Raw genomic sequence first — 23,449 nt, 5'->3', positions numbered from 1 at the left:
AAACCAAATATTACATAAACATTAAAATTGAAATGATCATGAAAAACAAGACAATGAGATTATCATTTATTTTAACAGCTATATGCGGGCTAATGCTTGTTGGTTGTAGTGATGACGATGGAATTACAGTTGACCCAATACCAGATGCAACATGTACCGACGGTATTCAAAATGGTGATGAAACCGGTGTTGATTGTGGAGGGAGCTCTTGTGATGCCTGCGCCGAGGAAGCAAGCACAGAACTTTCTGGAAGTGTTACGGAAGATCAAACCTTAGACCCTACTTTAACCTATTCATTATCTGGAACGTATAGTGTAGAATCTGGTGCAACTTTAACTATTCCTGCAGGTACTACAATTGTATCTGAAGTTGGTACAGACAATTTTATTGTTGTTCAAAAAGGAGGGATGATAGATGTACAAGGTACTGCTGGCTCACCTGTTATCATGACTTCTTCTAATGAATCACCTGGCGATTGGGGTGGATTAGTTATAGCAGGTAATGCAACGACTACCGAAGGTGTAGATGCAACTGCTGAAGTTGGTGGAATTCTTTATGGAGGCACTGATGATACTGACAATTCTGGTTCTATTAGTTATTTAATAATTAATTATGCTGGCGCTCAAATTAATGCAGAATCTCAATACAATGGTCTAACATTATACTCTGTAGGCTCTGGGACTACTATTGAAAATATTGCTATGTTAAATGGTACTGACGATGGTGTTGAATTCTTTGGAGGGACAGTTGATGTAACTAATATGTACCTTGAAAACAATGAAGATGACGCGGTTGACTGGACCGAAGGATGGAATGGTACTATCACCAATACCTATGTACTTCATACAAATGAAGGTTTTTCTACTGCTGCTGAAGGTGACGGAATCAACAATAACCCAACTTTCACAAACTTTACAGCGGTTTCTTCTGTAGGTGGAACAGCATTACAATTCAAAAAAGAGTCTGGAGCTACTATTACCGGTCTTTCTCTTGCAGGTTATACTACCTCAATAGATATGGCGAATGATGGTCCTTTGGCCAATGTTATAATAGATGGCGTTGCTGCAGATCCTGAAGATAGTTATTTAGAAACTCCTAGTGTTGATTTAGCATTGTTTGCTTGGGTTAATTCTTCTACAGAAGTTACGACAAGTTTACTTTCAGGAAGTATTACTGCTGATCTTACTTTAGATGCAGCTGTTACTTACTATTTAAGCAGTACGTTAAGTGTAGAAAGTGGTGCAACTTTGACAATTCCTGCTGGAACTGAAATTATTGCCGATGTAGAGACTGGTGATGCAACACAAACTTACATTGTAGTACAAAAAGGTGCTCAGGTTGATATTCAAGGTACTGAAGATGCTCCTGTAATCATGACATCTACTGGATCAAGCCCTGGAGATTGGGGTGGATTGGTAATTGCAGGAAATGCAACTACTACAGAAGGTGTAGATGCTATCGCAGAAGTTGGTGGTATTCTTTACGGTGGTACAGATGATACAGATAGTTCTGGTTCTATCAACTATTTAATCATTAACTATGCTGGTGCTCAAATAAATGCTGAATCACAATTTAACGGATTAACATTATATTCTGTTGGATCTGAAACTTCAATTGAAAATGTAGCAATATTAAATGGTACTGATGACGGTGTAGAATTCTTTGGAGGGACAGTTAACGTAACAAACTACTATGCCGAAAACAACGAAGACGATGCAGTTGACTGGACAGAGGGCTGGAGCGGAACTTTGACCAATGCATATTTATTACATACTATCGAAGGCTTCTCTACTGCTTTTGAAGGAGATGGCATTAACAATAACCCAAGCTTCGTAAACATAACTGCAATTTCTACAGTAGGTGGTACTGCTTTACAGTTTAAGAAAGAATCTGGAGGAACTATAACCAATCTTTATTTAGAAGGCTATATTACTTTAGTTGATATGGCAAATGACGGTGCTTTAGCAAATGTTCAAATAGATGGAGCTGATGCTACTACAGAAGGACCATATAATACTGGTACAGAAGTAGACATTACTTCTTTTGCTTGGGCAACTGGCAACTAGATAACAGTATTATAAATTATTTAAAAGCCCGCAATTTGCGGGCTTTTTGTTTAGAATAATTCTTACAATCAAAGACTACACGCTACTTAAAACCACAATAAAATAGGTAGTTAAGGTTATAAAAAGTGCATTTCATCGATTATATTGCATTTCATCGATCTTTTCACAATATGTACTCCTACAAAAATATAAGAGACTGTTAAATTCCTATATTTGTGGCATAGCATTTGTAACCAGCTATATATGAAGCAACTTTACCTAATCATCTTCTTTTTTGTTATTTCCTTCAGCTATGGACAAAGTACCCAAAGCAATGGAGATATTGATGGTTTTAGTATGTATCCAAATCCGGTTACTACAGGTAAAGTTTATATTTCTACCAACCTTAACGCTCCTAAAGAAATCTTCATCTACGATGTATTTGGTACATTGTTATTAAAGACTACGATTTTAGGTAAAGAATTAAACCTTTCTGATCTAGATGCCGGCGTTTACGTATTACGTGTTCTTGAAAAAAACAAGATGTGTACACGTAAGTTAATTGTAAAGTAGCCCAATTATTCGTTTTCCTTCTCTCATTTTCAATTAACCACTATCGGTTAACTACACGTTTTTACGACGAAATACATCGCGTATTTCATTGACCTACATAAATTTAGTTTTCACAACATTTTCGGTATTCTAATTACACTTCTATCTATCTTTAAAGTGTTGATCCCAAATCAATACAACATGAAGAAAATCTACTTTATGCTATTTATGGTAGTCTCCTTTGGGGTATATGCCCAAGACACCATAGATATCAACAACCTACGTAACGATGAAATTGTCGGTTTCAAATTATACCCAAACCCTGCAATAGCAGATGTTGTTTATGTAACAACACAGAAAAATGATTATAAAGAAGTTAAAATTTACGATGTTTTCGGAGAATTAGTATTGACCGAAAAATTATCTACTAAGGCAATGAACATTTCTAGGTTATCGCCTGGTGTCTACGTTGTTCAAGTAACCGAAAACGATAAATCGATTACTCGCAAATTAGTTGTAAAATAACTTACATATTTTCATCTCAAAACGATTAAAATAATTTGGTTCAGTACCTTTGCCATAATTGGTTAGAAACATGAGGTACAATGCTATTTTTGATATACAAACAGATGGAGATTTTCTAACCCAAGCACTTCGTATATTCAAGTTTCAATACGATAACAACGAAGTATACCACGATTTTTGCACCTACTTAAATGTACAACCAGATATTGTTCAAAATTTAGAACAGATTCCGTTTTTACCTATTCAATTCTTTAAATCTAAAGATGTTCTTAGCACCACCGATGCGCCAGAAATAACCTTTACCAGTAGTGGCACAACAGGGAGTGAAACCAGCAAACACTTTGTTACCAATCTCAGCCTATACGAACAGAGTTATTCAAAGGCTTTTAATCATTTTTACGGCGATATCAATAACTATTGTGTTCTTGCCCTTTTACCTTCGTATTTAGAGCGAACGGGATCTTCATTGATCTATATGGCTGATGATTTGATTAAAAAATCAAAGCACCCAAAAAGCGGATTCTTTTTAAATGAATACGAACAGTTGCACCAGTTACTTCTTAAGCTTCAAGAAACCGATACCAAAATATTAATCATTGGTGTTTCATTTGCATTACTGGAATTTACTGAGCAATACCAGATTTCTTTACACAACACCATTATTATGGAGACTGGTGGTATGAAAGGGCGAAGAAAAGAAATTGTACGTCAAGAATTGCACGAATTATTATCAACGGGATTTGGTGTTTCTAAAATACATTCTGAATACGGAATGACGGAGTTACTTTCACAAGCATACTCAAAAGGAAATGGCGTGTTCGATTGTCCAAACTGGATGAAGATTTTAGTACGCGATACCGAAGACCCACTCACCTATTTAAACACAGGTAAATCTGGCGGAATAAACGTAATCGATTTGGCAAATATCAATTCTTGCTCTTTTATCGCTACTCAAGATTTAGGTAAAATAAACCAAAACGGAACTTTTGAAATTATCGGTAGATTCGATAATTCTGATATTAGAGGCTGTAATTTAATGGTGCTTTAGTTTTTGCTTAAAGAATACGTTAACCCTGGGCCATCGCAGGCCATCCATAGACTAGATATCGAGGTAGATGTTAAGTACATCAAAAGCTCTTTATCATCGCCAGTACAATTACCCGCTAATTCATTTCCGGTTTCAAAAGTGAGTTCCAAAAAATGATTGAGGTCATTATCATATTCTACAACCTCAAAAGTACCTGTAGCTTCGGCAACTTTCTCATCAACAATTCTAGTTTTTATAAAAGTACCTTCTGGTGAAAAAATGTAATATTCTTGCCATTCCATTTCTTCACTAGTGGTCTCTGAATTTTGAAAACTGCCAGACATTTCAACCAATTCCCATTTCTGTTCTGAAAAAACAAATTGCGAAGATTCTAAGCCAAAGTCATCATCATTAGCACACGATGCATAAACAACTAAAATTAGAAATATAATGGTATATTTTCTCATAGCTCGAAGACATTTAATAATATTAAGACGTACAGCTAACTAAATAGTTGCGTTAAGGCAGTATTAAATTAAAGTCCTAATATTTTGGCATCCACAAAAAAGGTAGAATTCACTTCTAATTCGTGATCTGTGCTCATTAATTCATCGGTAACGGTATTTAATCGCAAACTGAATTCATCTTTCTTTATATACTCCTTTAAATCTGCATCTGAAGTATCTAAAGTAATGACACTACCAGCATCTTCAGGTACCTCTTCCAAATAGGCAATTTTAATTTCTTCTAAATCATCAGCAGAAATATATACTTCTATCGAATTTAAAAAGCTAAAATCCGCACCATCAGGCGACAGTATCACCATTTCTAATTCGGTCAACCTAATTTCTTCTATCAGGTCTTTTCTAGTATCATTAACCTCAAATGTAGATTCTGAATTCGTTTCCATTTCTGGAGTAAATACATCGAACGGTAAATCTATTCCTGCAGAAGAAGGTATTGTAGCTCGCTGACTGTATTCCATATCAAACTTGGTCAACTCATCCAGTTTATCACATGCGGTAAAAATTGCAAACAAACAGAAAATTGATATATACTTCTTAATCATAATTCGGGGTTTACCCTTATAAACGCAGTATCCCATTAATTATTTTAAAATAAACAATGGGATACTTACATAATTACCTAAGATTAATAAAATACTATTTCTATTTTCACTACTTATAAGAAGATCTGTATTAGTGAACTATCAATAATTAATTGAATACTAATACAAAATAGTTTTTCTTACCTCTTTGTAATAGCACAAACTTATCGTTTATCAAATCATTTGCGGTAATTAAAAAATCTTCTTTAACCTTCTCTTTGTTCACAGAAATTGAATTTTGCTTCAACTCCCTTCTTGCTTCACCATTTGAGCCTAAAAATTCAGTTTTAGCAGCTAATGCCCCTATCATATCAAGACCATCTACTAGTTCAGTTTTAGAAAGCTCTGCTTGTGGTACGCCATCAAAAATTTCTAAGAAAGTCTTTTCATTTAAGCCCTTTAAATCTGATGCCGTTGACTTACCGAATAGTATTTGACTAGCACGAACTGCATTATCCAAATCCTCTTGAGAGTGGACCATTACTGTAATTTCGTCAGCCAATCTTTTTTGAAGTAATCTTAAATGCGGAGCTTCTGTATGTTCTTTTATTAAATCTTCAATTTCTTGCTGACCTAAAAAAGTAAAAATCTTAATATATTTATTGGCATCATCATCTGATGTGTTCAACCAATATTGATAGAATTTATATGGTGATGTTCTTTCTGTATCTAACCACACATTACCTCCTTCGGTTTTCCCGAATTTGGTTCCATCTGCCTTTGTAATCAACGGACAGGTCAATGCATACCCTTTACCACCAGCAATTCTTCTAATCAGTTCGGTACCCGTTGTAATATTACCCCACTGATCACTACCGCCCATTTGAAGGCTACAATTGTGTTCTCTGTACAAATGAAGAAAATCGTAACCCTGAACCAATTGGTAGGTGAATTCAGTAAATGACATACCTTCTTTTGCTTCTGAAGAAAGACGTTTTTTTACAGAGTCTTTAGACATCATGTAGTTTACAGTAATATGCTTACCTACGTCTCTAATAAATTCTAGGAAAGAGAAGTCTTTCATCCAGTCATAATTATTGACCAAAACGGCAGCATTTGCTTCATCTCCAGAAAAATCTAAAAATCGAGATAATTGCTCTTTTAAGGCATTCTGATTATGACGAAGTGTTTTTTCATCAAGCAAATTACGTTCTGCAGATTTACCAGAAGGATCACCGATCATACCCGTTGCACCACCTATTAAAGCATATGGTTTGTGCCCTGCCAATTGAAAATGACGAAGCATCATTACCCCTACTAAGTGACCAATATGTAAAGAATCTGCAGTCGGATCAATACCTACATAAGCAGATTGCATGCCTTCTAATAAATGCTCTTCGGTTCCTGGCATTGCATCGTGCAACATTCCACGCCATTGTAACTCCTTGACAAAATTTGTCATCTCTTCCTGAATTTTAATTGAATTGCAAATATAAATGGAATTCTTGCCAGTACACAGTAGATTAAAGCATGAATTTATTCACTCGTATTTCCTAAATTTGAAATATGGTATTAGTTACAGGAGGCACAGGGTTGGTGGGGTCGCATTTGCTACTGAAATTAACGATGAACAATACAAAGGTCAGGGCTTTATATAGAACTACAGACAAGCTCGATCGAGTAAATAAAATCTTCTCTTATTATTCTGATAACGCCATAGCCCTATTTAACAAAATTGATTGGGTTCAGGGAGACATTTTAGATATTCCTTCTTTAGAAATTGCTTTTCAAGATATTACGCAAGTATATCACTGTGCCGCATATATTTCTTTTAATCCGTTAGATTTTAAAAAATTGGAACGTATCAACAGAGAAGGCACAGCCAATATTGTAAATATCTGTATAACCAAAGGGGTAGACAAATTGTGTCATGTAAGTACCATTGGTACAATTGGAAGATCAATCAATAATGAAATAGTAGACGAAGAAACCGAATGGACACGGCAGAATGCAAATCCGTACGCTATTACGAAACACCTTGCCGAAATGGAAGTTTGGCGTGGTGCACAAGAAAATCTAGAGGTCGTAATTGTTAACCCGGGAGTTATTCTTGGTCCAGGATTTTGGAACAACGGTAGCGGTTCTTTCTTTAAAACCGCTTCTAAAGGATATGATTATTACCCCCCTGGCGGATCAGGATTTGTTACCGTAAACGACGTTACCAATATTATGATCGCCCTTATGGATTCTGATATTTGCAGTGAGCGATTTATTCTGGTAGCCGAGAATTTGAGCTATCAAAAAGTTTTGAGGAAAATTGCAATATCAATGGACAAAAAGCCCCCTTCAAAATCTTTAAAATTTTGGCAATTGAATATCGGAAAGATTTTAGACAGCATAAGAAATCTACTAACCGGAAAACCTAGGACTGTTACAAAAAATACTATTTTCGGATTAAAACACCCTACTACTTTCTGTAATTCAAAAATTAAACAGGCTTTACATATGGATTTTGAGCCAATTGATAAACAGATTTCTTTTTCTTCTAAACTATTTATTTCTGAACTTTCTTAGTCTTAGTAGAGTCATTGGTTTTAAGGTCAATATTCTTTTTGTTTTTCTCAATTAAACTAAGACTATCCCTTACTTTTTTCTCTTCTTCTATTTTTAAACGTAACTCTTCTAGATCAGACTCTACCTTTTTATACATGTTTTCATATTGTAAAGGTTTTGATGCATAGTACCTATCACTGTTTACAAATTGAGCACTATCAATTTTAAATTTATTGAATATATAAACCGAGGGTTCTACACCATTTTCTCGTAGCCTACTTAAATTAGTTCCTTTTGCCGCATTTACAATGGCCATTTCTTTTATAATTGAAACCATTTTATCTTCAGGAATCAAACTATCTGGCTTCTCTATCAATTCTTCAGCGCAAGAAGAAACAACCAGCATTGCTAGAACTAAAAATAAAATTTTTCTCATGGTCTGTTGAATGTTAACCTTTTCGCATTTCGCTCTTCAGAAAAATGTCCGTTACTATACCCTAAATGTCCATTTATAAAAGTATGTACGATTTTAGATGAGAATGTGGTATCCTCAAAAGGGGACCATTTACATTTGTAAGCAATATTCTCTTTTGTGACTGTCCAAGAACTATTAAGGTCTGCTACTACCAAATCTGCAAAATAGCCTTCGCGAATATACCCACGCTTTTCAATCTGAAATAATATTGCAGGATTATGACACATTTTCTGTACCATTTTCTCTAGAGTTATTTTCCCTTCTTTCACTTTCTCTAACATGGCATTTAATGCATGTTGCACTAACGGCCCGCCAGAAGGTGCTTTTGTGTACACATTGTCTTTTTCTTCTAATAAATGTGGCGCATGATCTGTTGCAATAACATCTACGCGGTCATCTAAAAGAGCATCCCATAGCATATCTCTATCGGTTGCTGTTTTTACCGCAGGATTCCATTTTATCAACGTTCCTTTTTTGGCATAGTCGGCATCAGAAAACCAAAGGTGATGAATACATACCTCTGCAGTAATTTTCTTTTGCTCTAACGGAATATCATTTCGGAACAGGTCTGTCTCTTTTCCTGTTGATAAATGAAATACATGTAACCTAGCTCCAGTTTTCTTTGCCAAAGCAATTGCCCTAGATGAAGATAGGTAGCATGCTTCTTCACTTCTAATAATAGGGTGCATTTCAATAGGAATATTATCCCCGAACTCTTCCTTATACTTTGCCAAATTTTCACGAATAGTGGTCTCATCTTCGCAATGGGCAGAGATGACCATTTCCGTATTACTAAAAATACTTTCAATTACCTTTTCATCATCTACCAACATATTACCCGTCGAAGATCCTAAAAACAATTTAATACCAGAACAGGCATTTCTATCAAGTCTTTTTAACTCCTCTAAATTATCGTTGGTTCCTCCAAATAAAAATGAATAATTGGCAAATGCAGAATTAGCGGCAGTTGTGAACTTTTCTTCTAATTTTTCAATTGTGGTTGATTGTGGGTTTGTGTTGGGCTGCTCCATAAAAGTGGTTATACCTCCTGCAAGTGCAGCTCTACTTTCTGTAGCAATAGTACCTTTATGCGTAAGACCTGGCTCTCTAAAATGAACTTGATCATCTATAACACCAGGTAATATATGCTTACCGGTTACGTCTACAATCTCAGCATCGGTATCAGATATGTCTTTGCCTATTTTTGCGATAACGTCATCAACAATTAGAATATCACTCTCTTGTGTTACGCCTTCATTAACAATTGTACCGTTTTTCAATAAAATCTTACCCATAACTAAAATTTATTTTTCAAAAATAGACTTCTCATTTTCATAACAAAGACACCCCAAATAGCCTCACTTATAATAGAGGAACTCATTTTTGATTTCCCCAATACGCGATCCCTAAATATAATAGAAACTTCTTCTATTTTAAAGTGCTTTAAATGTGCTCTAAACTTCATTTCTATCTGAAATGCATAACCTACAAAACGAACCGAATCTAAATCTATAGCTTCTAATACCTTTCTTTTATAACAAACAAAACCTGCCGTAGGATCATCTACACGCATACCGGTAATCAGCTTTACATATATGGATGCACCATATGACAACAACACTCTATGCAGTGGCCAGTTTACTACATTTACTCCTTTTTTATATCTAGAACCTACCGCTAAATCAGCTCCGTTCTCACAGGCTTTTAATAACCTTAACAAATCTGAAGGTGTATGCGAAAAATCAGCATCCATTTCAAATATATAATCGTACCCCTTGGCTATTGCCCATTTAAAACCATGAATATAAGCGGTTCCTAATCCTGATTTTTCCAGTCTGGTCTCTAAAAAAAGTTTTCCTTTAAACTCTTCTTGAAGTCCGCGCACGCAATCACCTGTGTTGTCAGGAGAATTGTCATCTACAATAAGTACATGAAAATCTTTCTGCAAAACAAATACCGCCCTAATTATAGCCTCTACATTCTCAATTTCGTTATACGTAGGTATGATTACGATACTACTGGACATATGTTATTTATAGGTGTTTCGACAAAAGTAAGGTTTTAATAGTCGTCTTAAAATGACCAACAAAACCTTTATGAAATTTTTAGATTAGTTAGCTCCCCGTAAATTTGTAATTTTGACACTTAGTAATCTATGCAAATGCCGACTAAAATCCCTAAGCAGTTCTACTTTTTTTTAGCTGCCATATTCATACTTAACCTTATACAATCTAGTTTTACGCAACTCATTTTTGATGAAGCTTATTACTGGTATTACAGTCAAAATATGGCTTGGGGTTATTTTGACCATCCGCCGATGGTGGCACTGTTAGTGAAAATCAGCAGTTTCTTCTTTGATGGCGAATTAGGCGTGCGGTTTATGAGCTGCGTATTATCTGCAGTTAACATTGTCCTTCTTTGGATGATGATAGACAACCAAAAAAAGAACGATTATATAAAACATTTTTTTGTTCTGGTTTTTTCCATGATACTCTTAAATGCCTACGGTTTTTTCACATTACCAGATACACCGCTTTTATTTTTTACCAGTTGCTTTTTATTGACCTATAAACATTTTATTAAAAACCCTACTACTGGTTTAGCCGTAGTTATGGGAATATTTATGGCTGCCTTAATGTACAGTAAATACCACGCAGTACTGGTTATATTTTTCGTGTTATTATCCAACATTAAACTCGTCACCAACAAATATGCCTGGCTTGCCGTTGTTATCGCCTTATTTTGCTATGCCCCTCATTTTTATTGGCTATACGAAAATGACTTTGTATCTATAAAATATCATTTATATGAACGCCCTAACGGTGCATATAGTTTTGAAAAATACACCCTAGGTTTCATTGTTAATTTGGTTGCCATATTCGGTTTAACCTTTCCGTTTATCTATAAGGCGCTGTTTAAAACTAAAGGAAATGACCTATTCAACAAGGCTCTTATCTATCTTACTTACGGTGTACTTATTTTCTTTTTTGTCTCTAGTTTCAACAGAAGGGTTCAAACACAATGGATTATTATTGTTTGCATACCATTGGTAATTATCGCATTTAACTACATGCTACAAAACAAGCAAGCCTTAACCTGGATTTTTAGATTAGGACTCATTAATACCGTTTTAATTATTTATTTAAGAATGGGATTAGCATACCAGCCGCTACTTTTTAATTTCTATTACGAAAGTCATGGTAACAAAGAGTGGGCAAAGGCTATTGAAGACGAAGTTGGCGGCATACCTGTGGTATTTGAAAACTCTTACAGAAATGCACCAATGTATTCTTTTTACACCAATGCAACACAGACCTTTTCTTTGAATAACTTCATGTATCGAAAAAATCAGTATTCTATAAACGACTCTGAAGAAATTGTACGCGGTAAAGATGTTGCTTATGTTACTAAATATTTAAACAATCCAATTTTTACTTATACTAAAGATAATGGTGCAACATATAAAGGCAAGTTCATCACTGATTTTCAATCTTTTCGAAAACTAAATTGTATTGTTGAAGATTCTACAATGAATTTAACCTCAAACATACCTATTAGGCTTAAAGTGTACAACCCGTATAAAATTGACATAAGCCTTAAAAAATTGAAATTTGCAGTAAGTTATATGGATGACTACAAAATACCCTTGGAGACACTACAAATGACAGTAGAACCCACCCAAGAGGGAACTACATTGTTAAAACAGCAAGACACTACAAATTTTAAATTTCAACTACCTAAAACGAAAAAGGAAAACATTGGCTACTTTAGAGTAGTAATTTCTGAAAATGACCTTTTATATGGTCTAAACGGAAAGGCAATTCCGATAAACTAATGGAACCTATTGCACGAACTTTTGAGCAAACCGATTGGATCACCATAACACTTATGGTAAGTCTTTTGTTTCCATTAATTGCAAAAAGCATCTATTATACCCGTTTTTTAAACTTCATTATTCTCCCTTTCAACAATAAGTATATTACCATGTACACCAAGAAAGAAAAACTCTTTAATTGGTTTCATTTTCTTCTAAGCGTCTTTCAAATCATAAATACGACCTTATTTATTTTTTTTATTTGGAGAGCTTACCTAAATCCTACGGAAGCAAAAAACCCTTATATTTTTCCTTTACTTCTTGCAGGTGTTTTCTTATTTATAACTCTGAAAACAATGTCACAACTGTTCAACGGATTCATATTTAATTCATACAGTACTTTTAACGAGTTGATTTTTAAGAAATTAACGTATTTCAATTATGCGGGCATTGTACTTTTTATTGCTAATATATTTTTGGCTTACGTTTTTATAGATTCAAAAATTGCAATTCTTATTGGCTTGATTCTATTTTTTGCAATCAATATAATTGGTTGGGTTACAGTACTCAGGAATTACCAAAAATTTATTAGCAGCTATTTTTTCTATTTTATTTTGTACCTTTGCGCACTCGAAATTGCACCCTTAGTTATTATGGGAAGCTTTCTAAAATAGTGCAGCATATGAAAGTAAAAACGATTTTGGTCTCTCAACCTGAGCCGAAAATGGAAAACTCCCCCTATTCCAAGCTTATCGACAAAGAGAAAGTAAAGGTTGATTTTAGACCATTCATTCATGTAGAAGGAGTTGACGCAAAAACAGTGCGACAGCAAAAGATAGATTTGAATGATTTTACCGCTATCATCTTAACAAGTAGAAACGCAGTAGACCATTTCTTTAGAATCGCAGATGAAATGCGATTTAAAGTGCCAGATTCTATGAAATACTTCTGCCAATCTGAAGCGGTTGCTTATTACCTTCAAAAATATGTCGTCTACAGAAAACGTAAGATTTACGTAGGTAAAAGATTATTTACAGATTTAGTACCACTGATCAAGAAATATAAGGACGAAAAATTCCTGCTTCCTTCGTCAGATGTATTGAAACAAGATGTGCCTGACACTCTAGATTCTTTAAGCATCAACTGGAAAAGAGCTATTTTTTACAAAACCGTTATTAGCGATCTTTCTGATTTACGAAATGTGTACTATGATATTTTAGTATTCTTTAGTCCGTCGGGTATAGAATCACTATTACAGAATTTTCCAGATTTCGACCAAAAAGAAACTAGAATTGCAGTTTTCGGAAACTCTACAGTAGATGCAGCAACAGATGCTGGATTACGAATAGATATTAAAGCACCAACACCTGAGACACCTTCTATGACGATGGCTTTACAGAAATATATAATGAGCGTTAATAAATAGAACGCTAGTATAACCATATAAAAAAAGCCTTGCAATGCAAGGCTTTTTTTATTGTCTTAAAACGCATACCGTTGTGGTCCGCCCCTTCTGATTTCTTCACTGGCATAACTTTCGAATTTTTTAAAGTTTTCCCTAAAGGCATTAGTCAACTTAAATGCAGTGTTGTAATATTTTTCATCATCGTTCCAAGTTGCTCTTGGGCTTAATACCGATGTTGGTACACCTGGGCACTCTCTAGGTTGCGCCACACCGAATACAGAATGAATATGGTACTTGTCATAAGAATATAGACCTAAATCGCCGTTTAATGCAGCTGAAATCATTGCTCTAGTATACTTTAACTTCATTCGTGTTCCAATACCGTAAGGGCCGCCTGTCCAACCGGTATTCACAAGCCATACATCTACACCAGATTCTTTCATCTTTTTACTTAACATTTCGGCATACTTTGTTGGGTGTAATGGCATGAACGGTGCACCAAAACAAGCTGAAAATGACGGCACAGGCTCTACAACACCTGCTTCTGTACCTGCAACCTTAGCTGTATACCCAGAAATAAAGTGGTATGCTGCTTGACTAGGAGTAAGCTTCGATATTGGAGGCAGTACTCCAAAAGCATCTGCAGTTAAGAAGAAAATATTCTTTACATTCTTACCAATAGATGGTTGTTGTATGTTATCTATATGATGAATTGGATAACTAACCCTTGTATTTTGTGTTATTGAAGTATCGGAAAAATCAATATTGCCCTTATCATCTAGCACCACATTTTCAAGTATTGCACCTGGTTTGATAGCTCCGTAAATTTCAGGTTCTTGCTCTTCAGATAAGTTAATCACCTTTGCGTAACATCCACCTTCAAAATTGAACACGGTATTTCTACTTGTCCAACCATGTTCGTCATCTCCTATTAACTTTCTATTCGGATCTGTTGATAAAGTTGTTTTTCCTGTTCCAGATAACCCAAAAAAGATTGCCGTATCTCCATCTTCACCAACATTAGAAGAACAGTGCATTGGTAATGTTTCTCTATATACAGGTAAAATAAAATTCAAAGCAGAAAAAATTCCTTTTTTAATTTCTCCGGTATACCCTGTTCCACCAATCAATGCAATTTTATCCGTAAAGTTTAAAATTGCAAAATTATGTTGTCTTGTACCATCTACCTCGGCATCGGCCATAAAACCGGGAGCGTTAATAACAGTCCACTCAGGAGTAAAATCTTGTAGTTCTGCTTCAGTAGGACGTAAAAACATATTATAAGCGAACATATTAGACCAAGGATATTCATTTATAACCCTAATGTTCAGTTTATAATCTTCATCTGCACATGCATAACTATCTCTAACGAAAAGTTCTTTTTCGTTTAAATAAGAAATAACCTTAGCATATAATGCATCAAATTTTTCCTTTTCAAATGGAATATTTATATCTCCCCACCAAATTTTATCTTTGGTAATATCATCTTTTACAATAAATCTATCTTTAGGGGACCTACCTGTAAATTCACCAGTATTAATAGCAAGTGTTCCATTGCTAGCTTCAACTCCCATATCCATTTCTAGAGTGGTTTTCTGAAGTTCTTCCGGCGTTTCCTGATAATGAAAATTGGCGTGTGTAATCCCATAATTTTTTAGGGATATAGTATTCGCATTTGTAGTTGAGCTTTTCATATTTAAGAAAATTTGTTCGTGTAAAACTAAAAAAATAAAAGCTGAACCTCTGATTTTCAGAGCTCAATTAGCTCCATTTATCGTCGAAATACGAATTCAATTAAATAAACACTAAATATGAAAAATATTCACAGGCATTTTATCTCTTTTAATACACATTATAAAGAAATAGCGCCATTTGAATACATTATTATTATTTTAGACTTAAAATTTTAATAAGTTAATAAAAAATAGATCTATTTTTTATTAACTTATTCTCGCTTCACACTGAAATAATCAGCCGTTTTTGTAGCTAAAAGCATGGCTGCATGCTTCATATTATACTCTAAGTTCTTACTATTATCTTGAATTTCGAATACATCAAAAATTCCTTTTTCTATTAGCATCTTTTTTGAGATATCCAACCTTCCACAAATTGCAATTACAGGAAGATTATATCTTTTGCCCAAATTAAGTACACCTTGCAATAATTTTCCGTTCAATGTCTGCTCATCAATTTTACCTTCGCCAGTAATGATGTAATCAAATTTTTTTTCAGATAACAACTTATACACTCCAGACAATTCTAAAACAAAATCGATACCACTCAAATATTCGGCATTTAAAAATGATTTAAGGCCATAGGCTGCACCACCAGCTGCACCTGAACCAGATAATCGACCATTATTTATATGATATTTTTTAGATACAATAGCATCTAAATTCCTAAGTCCCATATCCAACTCTTCTACAATTACGTCAGTTGCGCCCTTTTGCTTGGCATACACGTAGGCTGCACCATTTTGACCAAATAATGGATTCGTAACATCATTTACCGCATAAAACTTAACCCGTTTTATATTTTTAGAAACACCGCTATCATCTATAGCATGTATTGATTGTAGATTAGCCCCTATTACATCTAATTCCTCCCCATTATCGTTTAAAAAAATATATCCCAATGCTTTGGCGATTCCTATACCACCATCATTTGTTGCACTACCTCCTAAGCCAACGTAAATATGATTAACACCTTTTTCTATAGCATCTTTTATTTGTAGACCAGTACCATAAGTGGTCGTTAGCATAGGGTTTCTATCCTCTGGCGACAACAACTCCATACCAGAGGTATTTGCTAATTCTATATAAGCAGATTTCGTTTTTTGATTATATAGATAATAAGATTGCATCAGTTTCCCTAAAGGATTCTGGCTAATTACCTGCATTGAAATACAAGGTTTATAACTTGCAACCGCATTCATAAAACCATCTCCTCCATCTGATGCCTTAATATGATGAGACGAGAAAGAAAGTCCTGTTTTTTCTAAACCTGAAGTAAAAGCTCTTGAAAAAGCTTCGCTAGACAAAGAACCTTTAAATTTATCCGGTATAAGTAATAGCTTCATTTATTTGAATTTATCGGGGAAACTATTTATTGAAATACCCCATAACTCTGGGAGTACAAAATATACGAAAAAGGTTAATAGAATGATAGAAATAATATTCATAAAAAACCCTTTGCTCACCATATCGGGTATTCTTAAATAGCCAGACCCAAATACTACCGCATTTGGAGGCGTGGCTACAGGTAGCATAAATGCACATGACGCGGCAACCGCCGCACCAACCATTAGAACAAATGGATGAACATCTATAGTTAAGGCCATTGGTGCTAAAACAGGCAATAGCATAGCCGTGGTGGCAAGGTTAGATGTTATTTCGGTCAAAAAGTTTACCGCGGCTATCAGCACCAAAATCAAAACAATTATCGGCAAACCAGATAATGAGGTCATTTGACTACCGATCCATACCGCCAATCCGCTAACTTCAAAACCTTTTGCTAACGCCATACCACCACCGAACAAAAGAATTATTCCCCACGGCATTTTTACTGCCTCTTCCCAATTAATCAACTGTTCGCCTTTCTTTTTAGATGGAATTAAAAACAATACAATCGAAAAAAATATAGCAATGATGGTATCATCTAAACCGGGCAATAGTCTTTGTAGCAAAAAGGAACGCGTGATCCAGCAAAAAGCGGTTAGTGCAAATACAAATGCCACTACCTTCTCCTCGTAGGTTATTTTACCAAGATGAACGATTAACCGCTTTATTTCTTCCTTACCACCAGGAAAAGTTTTCTGCTTAAACTTAAAGGCATATTTAGTCAAATATTTCCAACATATAAAAATTAGAATTATAGATATTGGTAAACCGAATGCAAACCATTGCATAAAGGTTATTTCATAGCCATACGTATCTAATACAACACCTGCAAGAACCAAATTTGGCGGCGTACCTATTAATGTTGCCACACCACCAATAGACGCACTATAGGCTATTGCCAGCATTAATGCCTTACCAAAAGTCTGGTTTTCATCTTCTACCGTATCTGGATTGTCTTGCAATTGTTTAATTATCGCCAAACCGATAGGTAACATCATTACCGAAGTTGCCGTATTAGATATCCACATAGATAAAAAGGCCGTGGCTACCATAAAACCGAGAATAATCTTTCTTACATCAGACCCTATGAGATTGATAATATTTAATGCTATTCTTCTATGAAGATTCCATTTTTCAATGGCGATAGCAATTATAAATCCACCCATATACAGAAAAACATACTTATGACCGAACGAACCAGACGTTGACGATAGATCTAATCCACCAGAAAGCGGAAACAGTACTAATGGCAATAATGCCGTTATAGCAATAGGTATCGCCTCTGTAATCCACCAAATGGCAATCCAAATGGTTGATGCCAAAACTGCATTAGCTTGTACCGAAAGCCCTTCTGGATGAAAAAAAGAAAAAATTAATATAAACGAAAGTGGACCCAAAACAAGTCCTAATAATCTAGTTTTACCCATATAATCGCCATTATTCAATGAAAATACGTTATTTAAGTACTAAAATGCAGTAATACCATCTCTATTTCGCAATTTTAGATTTGATAATTCCGTATCCTAAAAACGCCCAAGCCGCGATTAAAAACAAACCACCGATCGGAGTTATAATTCCTAATATTTTAAAATCAAATTCCACAAGAGCATTTAACGCTAATAGATAAATGGAAAAGGAGAACAGCACTACGCCGACTACCGTACATATATAAATCGTTTTTTTTGACTTTAGCAGTTCGCTGGGTAACAAACCAAGCGCAAATAGAAAAAAGGCATGGTACATTTGGTAACGAACTCCCGTTTCAAAAGTGGCTACAGACTGCGCATCTACTAAGTTTTTTAAACCATGTGCACCAAATGCACCCAGAACAACCGCGAACATTCCAAAAAAACATGCTGTGCCTAAAATTGTTTTTTTCATAACTTTATCTGTAATTTTCTTTATAAATGTAACAATTTGATACCTTAGTAAATCGTTACCACTCAAAAATACTGAAAACGTATGATGCGAAAAATTCTAGTTGTAGGCGCTGGCAAATCAACCTCTTATTTGTTAGATTATCTTTTAGGAAAAGCGGAAGCTGAAAAACTGGAAGTTATCATTGGCGACATTAATCCGACCGCAATACCTTCGTCGATTGCAGAACATGCTCGTTGTACCGTTTTCGTTCTTGATATATTCGAAGAAACGGCTAGGCAAAAGGCTATTGAAAATTCAGATATCGTTATTTCTATGCTTCCCGCTCGATTTCATATTAAGGTAGCAGAAGATTGTGTTCGACTAAAAAAGCATTTGGTAACCGCTTCTTATGTTAGTACAGAATTACTTGCGCTTGACAAAAAAGTGAAAGAAGCAGGATTAGTATTTATGAATGAAATAGGACTAGATCCCGGTGTAGACCACATGAGCGCTATGCAGGTGATTGACCGCATACGGGATAACGGTGGCCAAATAATCTTATTTGAATCTTTTTGTGGCGGCTTGGTAGCACCAGAACATGACAACAACCTTTGGAACTATAAATTTACATGGAACCCCAGAAATGTTGTTCTTGCTGGGCAAGGCGGTACTGCCAAATTCACACAAGAGGGTACTTATAAATACATACCCTATCACCGACTATTTAGACGTACAGAATTTTTTGAGATTGAAGGATATGGACGTTTTGAAGGCTATGCCAATCGCGATTCTTTAAACTACAGAGAAGCTTATAAATTACAAGATGCTCTAACCATTTATAGAGGTACAATGCGCCGTGTAGGTTTTTCAAAGGCATGGAATATGTTTATTCAATTAGGAGCTACAGATGATACGTATACCATAGAAAACTCTGAAAACATGAGTTATCGTGAATTTATAAATCTGTTTCTACCCTATTCACCCACAGATTCCGTAGAGCTAAAACTTAGACATTATCTTAAATTAGATCAAGATGATATTCGTTGGGAAAAATTAGCAGAACTAAACATCTTTGATGAAACAAAAAGAATAGAAATTCAAAATGCTACACCAGCAAAGGCACTTCAAAAAATTCTAGAAGATAGCTGGACGCTTAAAGCTGAAGAGAAAGATATGATCGTTATGTATCATAAATTCGGTTATGAAATAAACGGAGAAAAAAAACAAATAGATTCTAAATTAGTAGTTATCGGAGAAAACCAAACCTATACCGCAATGGCTAAAACCGTAGGATTACCTGTTGCTATGGCCGCGTTAAAAATATTGAACGGCGAAATTTCTACTGCGGGAGTTCAAATCCCGATTTCTAAAGAAGTTTATGAACCTATTTTAAACGAACTTAAATTATATGGCGTCAACTTTAAGGAATATGATGTGCCTTATTTAGGTTACAACCCAAATTCTGTAGTTAATTAAACCTTTTTAACTTTCATATTTAAACCAAATAGGTATTTTTATATTTAATTCTACAAGGTATGAAAGCAACTACTTCTTTAGCTAAAATTGATGGAATCGATAAAAAAATCTTACGGTTTTTAATGGAAGATGCCCGCAAACCGGTACTTGAGATTGCAAGAAGTATTGGCATTTCTGGCGCAGCTATTCACCAACGACTTCGTAAACTGGAAGCATCTGGATTATTATCTGGTTCAAAATTTATTGTCAACCCCAAATCGCTAGGTTATACCACCATGGCATATATTGGTATCTATTTAGATAAGGCGATGAGCAACCCAATGGCAGTAAAGCACTTAGAAAAAATACCCGAAGTATTAGAATGTCATTACACGACAGGAAACTGGTCTATTCTTATAAAAGTGCTATGCAGAGATAACGAACATCTTATGCAAGTATTGAACAAAGAAATACAGGCTATAGATGGTGTATCTAGAACAGAAACCTTTATCTCGTTGGCACAACAAATTGATAGACAGATTACGATTTAATATTTTGATTCAATCTAAATAAAGATTAAATTTGAAGTATGAAAACGGTTTTTCGTTCTAAATTCTATACACTTTATCAATCTGATAAAGAAAAATGTCATTACCTAGACATGGAACAAAAAACCATTAAATTATCTTTTTGCCAATTTTTAGCACTACGAACTAAAGTGCGAAACATCTCAATTGAAGACCATTTTGATTCTAACCTAAACAAACACGGATTTGAAATATTGATGCTTTGTAATAAAGAACACCTTTTTGTTCTAAATACGATAGAATTATTAGATTTAAAATCTTTGGTCGATTACGGTTTCTTCAACATAGATGTCGACCAAATTGCGAATACAACCACCTAATCAACCTTTCTTATTTAGAATTAGTCTTAAATCAAATTCAAATTAAGGCGCATATTCTCTATTCTATCATATAGTTACTACTTTTATACAAAATAGTAAAGAAATGAAAGATATCGCAAGATTAAACATGAGCATTAAGGTTACTTCTTTAGATGCCCTTAATGACCAAATACAAATGGAAGGCAAAGCCTCTTCATCTTATTTAGCTATGGCATCTTGGTGTGATCAAAATTCATATTCAGGCAGTGCAGAGTTATTCTACAGACAAGCAACCGAAGAGCGTGAGCATATGATGAAAATTTTTAAATTCATTAATGATTGTGGTGGTAATGCAATTTCTCCAGAAATTTCAAATATAAATCATGATTATTCTTCATTAGAAGAAATATTTGAAACTGCCTTAGAACAAGAAATAGAAGTAACTAAGTCTATCAATAAAATAATTTCTTTAGCTAAGAAAACTGAAGATTACGCTGTTGAAAATTTCTTACAGTGGTTTGTAAAAGAACAATTAGAAGAAGAGAAATCAATGAGAGATATTTTAGACCTATTTGAAGTTATGGGTAGAGAAGGCATCGCAATTAAATTAATTGACGAACGTATCAAATAAGAATATTTTATTCAAATAAAAAAAGGGAGTTAAATATATTTAACTCCCTTTTTTTATATCTAAAAATCTAATATTAATCTCTACTCGCTACACGCATTGCAAAATATAATAAGGTCGCTAATGCTCCAATTGCTGCTACCAAATAAGTTCTAGCTGCCCATTTTAATGCATCTTCTGCTCCTGCATACTCGTCTTGTGCAAGCATGTTTTTATTCTTTAACCAAGCCAATGCCCTGTTACTTGCATCATATTCTACCGGTAGGGTTACAAAGCTAAACAAGGTTCCTATACCATACAGACCTACGCCTACCCATGCTATAGTACCACCAATCGCCGTAGTTCCCATTAACATGAACCCTCCCATAATTACCCACATAGAAAATTTTGAGGTTACATTTAAAATTGGCACTAATTTAGAACGCATACCCAACCAACTGTAAGCGGTTGCATGTTGTACAGCATGCCCAACTTCATGAGCTGCTACCGCCGCCGCCGAGGCGTTACGTTGCGCATAGACACCTTCACTTAGGTTTACTGTTTTATTCGCAGGATTGTAATGATCCGTAAGCATACCAGGCGTTGAGATAACTTTCACATCACGAATACCATGATCTGCCAGCATTTTTTCTGCTATCTCGGCACCGCTGAGCCCATTTCTTAAATGCACTTTTGAATATTTCTTGAACTTACTTTTCAATCGGTTGCTTACCAACATACTCAAAAGGCTAAAAACACCCGCGATTACTATATATCCTATATCAAATCCAAACATAATTTTCTTTTATTAATTTAAATATACTAAAGATTCGTACTTATTTAAGAATCTACTGATAGAAAAGCAAAAACCCCGCCAAATTCCTTTCGGATATGGCGAGGCATATTTTACTGACAAAATGTACTGTTTAAGCAACTATCTCTTCCCAACCAAAGGCTTCAATAATTTCTTGATATACTACATTTCCTTCCACAATATTTAATCCTTTCTTTAAAGATGCATCTTTTTCACAAGCAGCTTCCCAACCTAAATTTGCCAATTTTAAAGCATAAGGCAAAGTTACATTGGTCAAAGCCATAGTAGAGGTATATGGCACTGCCCCTGGCATGTTCGCTACTGAATAATGAACAACGTCATCAATAATATAGATAGGGTCTTCATGCGTTGTAGGCTTTGTTGTCTCTACACAACCACCTTGATCAACCGCTACATCTACGATTACGGTACCTGGTCTCATTTCTTTCAACATGTCTCTTGTAATCAAATTTGGAGCTTTTGCTCCTTTCAACAACACACCACCAATGATTAGATCATGTGTTTTTATAAGTCTTCTTATATTAAACTCATTTGAAAATTCAGTCACCACATGAGGCGGCATAACATCATTTGCATAACGCAAACGTTTCATATTAACATCTAAGATAGTTACGTGAGCACCAAGACCTGCTGCCATTTTAGCAGCTTGTATACCAACTACACCAGCACCTAAGACCAAAACCTTACCCGGAGCTACACCTGGTACACCACCTAATAACACTCCACGGCCTTTTACAGGCTTCTCTAAATACTTAGCCCCTTGCTGTATTGCCATTCTACCGGCAACTTCAGACATTGGCGTTAATAACGGCAATGTACCTTCTTCATCTTCTACCGTCTCGTAGGCTATACAAATCGCTTTCTGCTTTATCATAGCTTTTGTCAAAGCCTCGCTTGACGCAAAATGGAAGTACGTAAAAAGTATTTGACCTTGCTGAATTAAATCATATTCATCTTCAATTGGCTCCTTTACTTTTACGATCATTTCACTCATAGCGTATACTTGACCAATAGTATCTAATATAACGGCACCCGCCTGTTGATAATCTTGATTGAAAAAACCACTGCCTTCACCAGCATCTGACTGGACATATACTTTGTGGTTGTTCTTTACCAATTCGAAAACTCCGGCCGGCGTCATACCTACCCTGCTTTCATTGTTTTTAATTTCTTTTGGAATACCAACAATCATGATTTATCATTTTATGTTACACTGCAAAATTGAAACTAATTATGCATATAT

24 protein-coding genes are annotated in these 23,449 nt (G+C 35.0%); 12 read left to right on the top strand and 12 right to left on the bottom strand.

Going from position 1 to position 23,449, the window contains the following annotated elements; genetic code table 11:
• Nucleotides 1-38 precede the first annotated feature (38 nt).
• The 4 genes from ACJJVP_RS07965 (at nt 39) to ACJJVP_RS07950 (ending at nt 4,170) form a co-directional block, all read left to right on the top strand.
• The gene (locus ACJJVP_RS07965; RefSeq protein ID WP_405412479.1) at nt 39-2,066 is read left to right on the top strand and encodes a beta strand repeat-containing protein; all 2,028 of its coding nucleotides are present in this window, start codon (nt 39-41) and stop codon (nt 2,064-2,066) included.
• A gap of 243 nt (nt 2,067-2,309) precedes the next feature.
• A complete protein-coding gene (locus ACJJVP_RS07960; protein ID WP_405412477.1) occupies nt 2,310-2,618 on the top strand; it encodes a T9SS type A sorting domain-containing protein in 309 nt (102 codons plus the stop codon).
• 180 nt (nt 2,619-2,798) lie between these two features.
• Nucleotides 2,799-3,122: a T9SS type A sorting domain-containing protein gene (locus ACJJVP_RS07955; RefSeq protein WP_405412476.1), complete on the top strand. Its 324-nt coding sequence runs from the start codon at nt 2,799-2,801 to the stop codon at nt 3,120-3,122.
• Between the two features lie 70 nt (nt 3,123-3,192).
• Complete coding sequence (locus tag ACJJVP_RS07950) at nt 3,193-4,170, top strand: acyl transferase (RefSeq protein WP_405412474.1); 978 nt, start codon at nt 3,193-3,195, stop codon at nt 4,168-4,170.
• On the opposite strand, the gene ACJJVP_RS07945 is transcribed toward ACJJVP_RS07950, so the two are convergent.
• The 3 genes from ACJJVP_RS07945 to tyrS all read right to left on the bottom strand — a co-directional run bounded on the left by ACJJVP_RS07945 (nt 4,167) and on the right by tyrS (nt 6,659).
• Entirely contained in the window at nt 4,167-4,616 is a 450-nt protein-coding gene (locus ACJJVP_RS07945) for a hypothetical protein (RefSeq protein WP_405412471.1), read from the bottom strand. The two genes, ACJJVP_RS07950 and ACJJVP_RS07945, sit on opposite strands and share 4 nt — an antisense overlap.
• 68 nt (nt 4,617-4,684) lie before the next feature.
• Nucleotides 4,685-5,218, bottom strand: coding sequence for a hypothetical protein (locus tag ACJJVP_RS07940; RefSeq protein WP_405412468.1), 534 nt, complete (start codon nt 5,216-5,218; stop codon nt 4,685-4,687).
• Between the two features lie 148 nt (nt 5,219-5,366).
• Complete coding sequence (gene tyrS, locus ACJJVP_RS07935; RefSeq protein ID WP_405412467.1) at nt 5,367-6,659, bottom strand: tyrosine--tRNA ligase; 1,293 nt, start codon at nt 6,657-6,659, stop codon at nt 5,367-5,369.
• A gap of 104 nt (nt 6,660-6,763) precedes the next feature.
• Here tyrS and ACJJVP_RS07930 point away from each other — a divergent pair, with 104 nt between their 5' ends.
• Entirely contained in the window at nt 6,764-7,771 is a 1,008-nt protein-coding gene (locus tag ACJJVP_RS07930; protein WP_405412464.1) for an NAD-dependent epimerase/dehydratase family protein, read from the top strand.
• Here the strand turns inward: ACJJVP_RS07930 and ACJJVP_RS07925 are convergent.
• From ACJJVP_RS07925 to ACJJVP_RS07915, 3 genes are read right to left on the bottom strand one after another with little or no spacing between them, the layout of a single operon-like run.
• Nucleotides 7,752-8,186 (bottom strand): DUF4296 domain-containing protein, encoded by a 435-nt coding sequence (locus ACJJVP_RS07925; RefSeq protein WP_405412461.1) that lies wholly within the window; start codon nt 8,184-8,186, stop codon nt 7,752-7,754. The genes ACJJVP_RS07930 and ACJJVP_RS07925 overlap by 20 nt on opposite strands.
• Nucleotides 8,183-9,520, bottom strand: a complete 1,338-nt coding sequence (locus ACJJVP_RS07920; RefSeq protein WP_405412458.1) for a dihydroorotase — start codon at nt 9,518-9,520, stop codon at nt 8,183-8,185. The genes ACJJVP_RS07925 and ACJJVP_RS07920 overlap by 4 nt, the downstream gene beginning before the upstream one ends.
• Nucleotides 9,521-9,522: 2 nt before the next feature.
• Nucleotides 9,523-10,251 carry a polyprenol monophosphomannose synthase gene (locus ACJJVP_RS07915; RefSeq protein WP_405412455.1) on the bottom strand — a complete coding sequence of 243 codons (729 nt, stop codon included), beginning with the start codon at nt 10,249-10,251 and terminating at the stop codon, nt 9,523-9,525.
• A 135-nt stretch (nt 10,252-10,386) separates the two neighbouring features.
• Between ACJJVP_RS07915 and ACJJVP_RS07910 the strand changes: the two genes are divergently transcribed.
• From ACJJVP_RS07910 to ACJJVP_RS07900, 3 genes are read left to right on the top strand one after another with little or no spacing between them, the layout of a single operon-like run.
• Nucleotides 10,387-12,060: an ArnT family glycosyltransferase gene (locus ACJJVP_RS07910; RefSeq protein ID WP_405412452.1), complete on the top strand. Its 1,674-nt coding sequence runs from the start codon at nt 10,387-10,389 to the stop codon at nt 12,058-12,060.
• Nucleotides 12,060-12,713, top strand: coding sequence for a DUF4271 domain-containing protein (locus ACJJVP_RS07905; protein ID WP_405412449.1), 654 nt, complete (start codon nt 12,060-12,062; stop codon nt 12,711-12,713). Before ACJJVP_RS07910 ends, ACJJVP_RS07905 begins: the two co-directional genes overlap by 1 nt.
• 8 nt (nt 12,714-12,721) lie before the next feature.
• A complete protein-coding gene (locus ACJJVP_RS07900) occupies nt 12,722-13,465 on the top strand; it encodes a uroporphyrinogen-III synthase (RefSeq protein WP_405400665.1) in 744 nt (247 codons plus the stop codon).
• Nucleotides 13,466-13,521: 56 nt separating this feature from the next.
• Here the strand turns inward: ACJJVP_RS07900 and pckA are convergent, their stop codons facing one another.
• The 4 genes from pckA to ACJJVP_RS07880 form a co-directional block, all read right to left on the bottom strand.
• The gene (gene pckA / locus ACJJVP_RS07895) at nt 13,522-15,138 is read right to left on the bottom strand and encodes a phosphoenolpyruvate carboxykinase (ATP) (protein ID WP_405412446.1); all 1,617 of its coding nucleotides are present in this window, start codon (nt 15,136-15,138) and stop codon (nt 13,522-13,524) included.
• 251 nt (nt 15,139-15,389) lie between these two features.
• Nucleotides 15,390-16,523 carry a glycerate kinase gene (locus ACJJVP_RS07890; protein WP_405412444.1) on the bottom strand — a complete coding sequence of 378 codons (1,134 nt, stop codon included), beginning with the start codon at nt 16,521-16,523 and terminating at the stop codon, nt 15,390-15,392.
• Nucleotides 16,524-17,990 carry an SLC13 family permease gene (locus tag ACJJVP_RS07885; protein ID WP_405412442.1) on the bottom strand — a complete coding sequence of 489 codons (1,467 nt, stop codon included), beginning with the start codon at nt 17,988-17,990 and terminating at the stop codon, nt 16,524-16,526.
• A 61-nt stretch (nt 17,991-18,051) separates the two neighbouring features.
• On the bottom strand, nt 18,052-18,444 hold the full coding sequence (locus ACJJVP_RS07880) for a DUF423 domain-containing protein (RefSeq protein WP_405412439.1): 393 nt from the start codon (nt 18,442-18,444) through the stop codon (nt 18,052-18,054).
• A gap of 81 nt (nt 18,445-18,525) precedes the next feature.
• On the opposite strand from ACJJVP_RS07880, the gene ACJJVP_RS07875 reads away from it, so the two are divergent.
• The 4 genes from ACJJVP_RS07875 to ACJJVP_RS07860 all read left to right on the top strand — a co-directional run bounded on the left by ACJJVP_RS07875 (nt 18,526) and on the right by ACJJVP_RS07860 (nt 21,395).
• Nucleotides 18,526-19,899 (top strand): saccharopine dehydrogenase family protein, encoded by a 1,374-nt coding sequence (locus tag ACJJVP_RS07875; RefSeq protein ID WP_405412436.1) that lies wholly within the window; start codon nt 18,526-18,528, stop codon nt 19,897-19,899.
• A gap of 59 nt (nt 19,900-19,958) precedes the next feature.
• The gene (locus tag ACJJVP_RS07870; protein WP_405412433.1) at nt 19,959-20,429 is read left to right on the top strand and encodes an Lrp/AsnC ligand binding domain-containing protein; all 471 of its coding nucleotides are present in this window, start codon (nt 19,959-19,961) and stop codon (nt 20,427-20,429) included.
• Between the two features lie 38 nt (nt 20,430-20,467).
• Nucleotides 20,468-20,785 carry a hypothetical protein gene (locus tag ACJJVP_RS07865; protein WP_405412432.1) on the top strand — a complete coding sequence of 106 codons (318 nt, stop codon included), beginning with the start codon at nt 20,468-20,470 and terminating at the stop codon, nt 20,783-20,785.
• Between the two features lie 103 nt (nt 20,786-20,888).
• On the top strand, nt 20,889-21,395 hold the full coding sequence (locus tag ACJJVP_RS07860) for a ferritin (protein ID WP_405412430.1): 507 nt from the start codon (nt 20,889-20,891) through the stop codon (nt 21,393-21,395).
• Nucleotides 21,396-21,468: 73 nt separating this feature from the next.
• Here ACJJVP_RS07860 and ACJJVP_RS07855 read toward each other — a convergent pair whose 3' ends face one another.
• Both ACJJVP_RS07855 and ald read right to left on the bottom strand, forming a co-directional pair.
• Entirely contained in the window at nt 21,469-22,167 is a 699-nt protein-coding gene (locus tag ACJJVP_RS07855; protein WP_405412428.1) for a zinc metallopeptidase, read from the bottom strand.
• Between the two features lie 130 nt (nt 22,168-22,297).
• Entirely contained in the window at nt 22,298-23,398 is a 1,101-nt protein-coding gene (gene ald, locus ACJJVP_RS07850) for an alanine dehydrogenase (RefSeq protein WP_405412426.1), read from the bottom strand.
• Nucleotides 23,399-23,449 lie beyond the last annotated feature (51 nt).

The sequence above is a fragment of the Maribacter sp. Asnod1-A12 genome (assembly GCF_045063735.1).
GTDB lineage: Bacteria > Bacteroidota > Bacteroidia > Flavobacteriales > Flavobacteriaceae > Maribacter.
The sequence above is the reverse complement of the archived record's forward strand: the minus strand, read 5'-3'. Positions and strand labels throughout refer to the sequence as shown.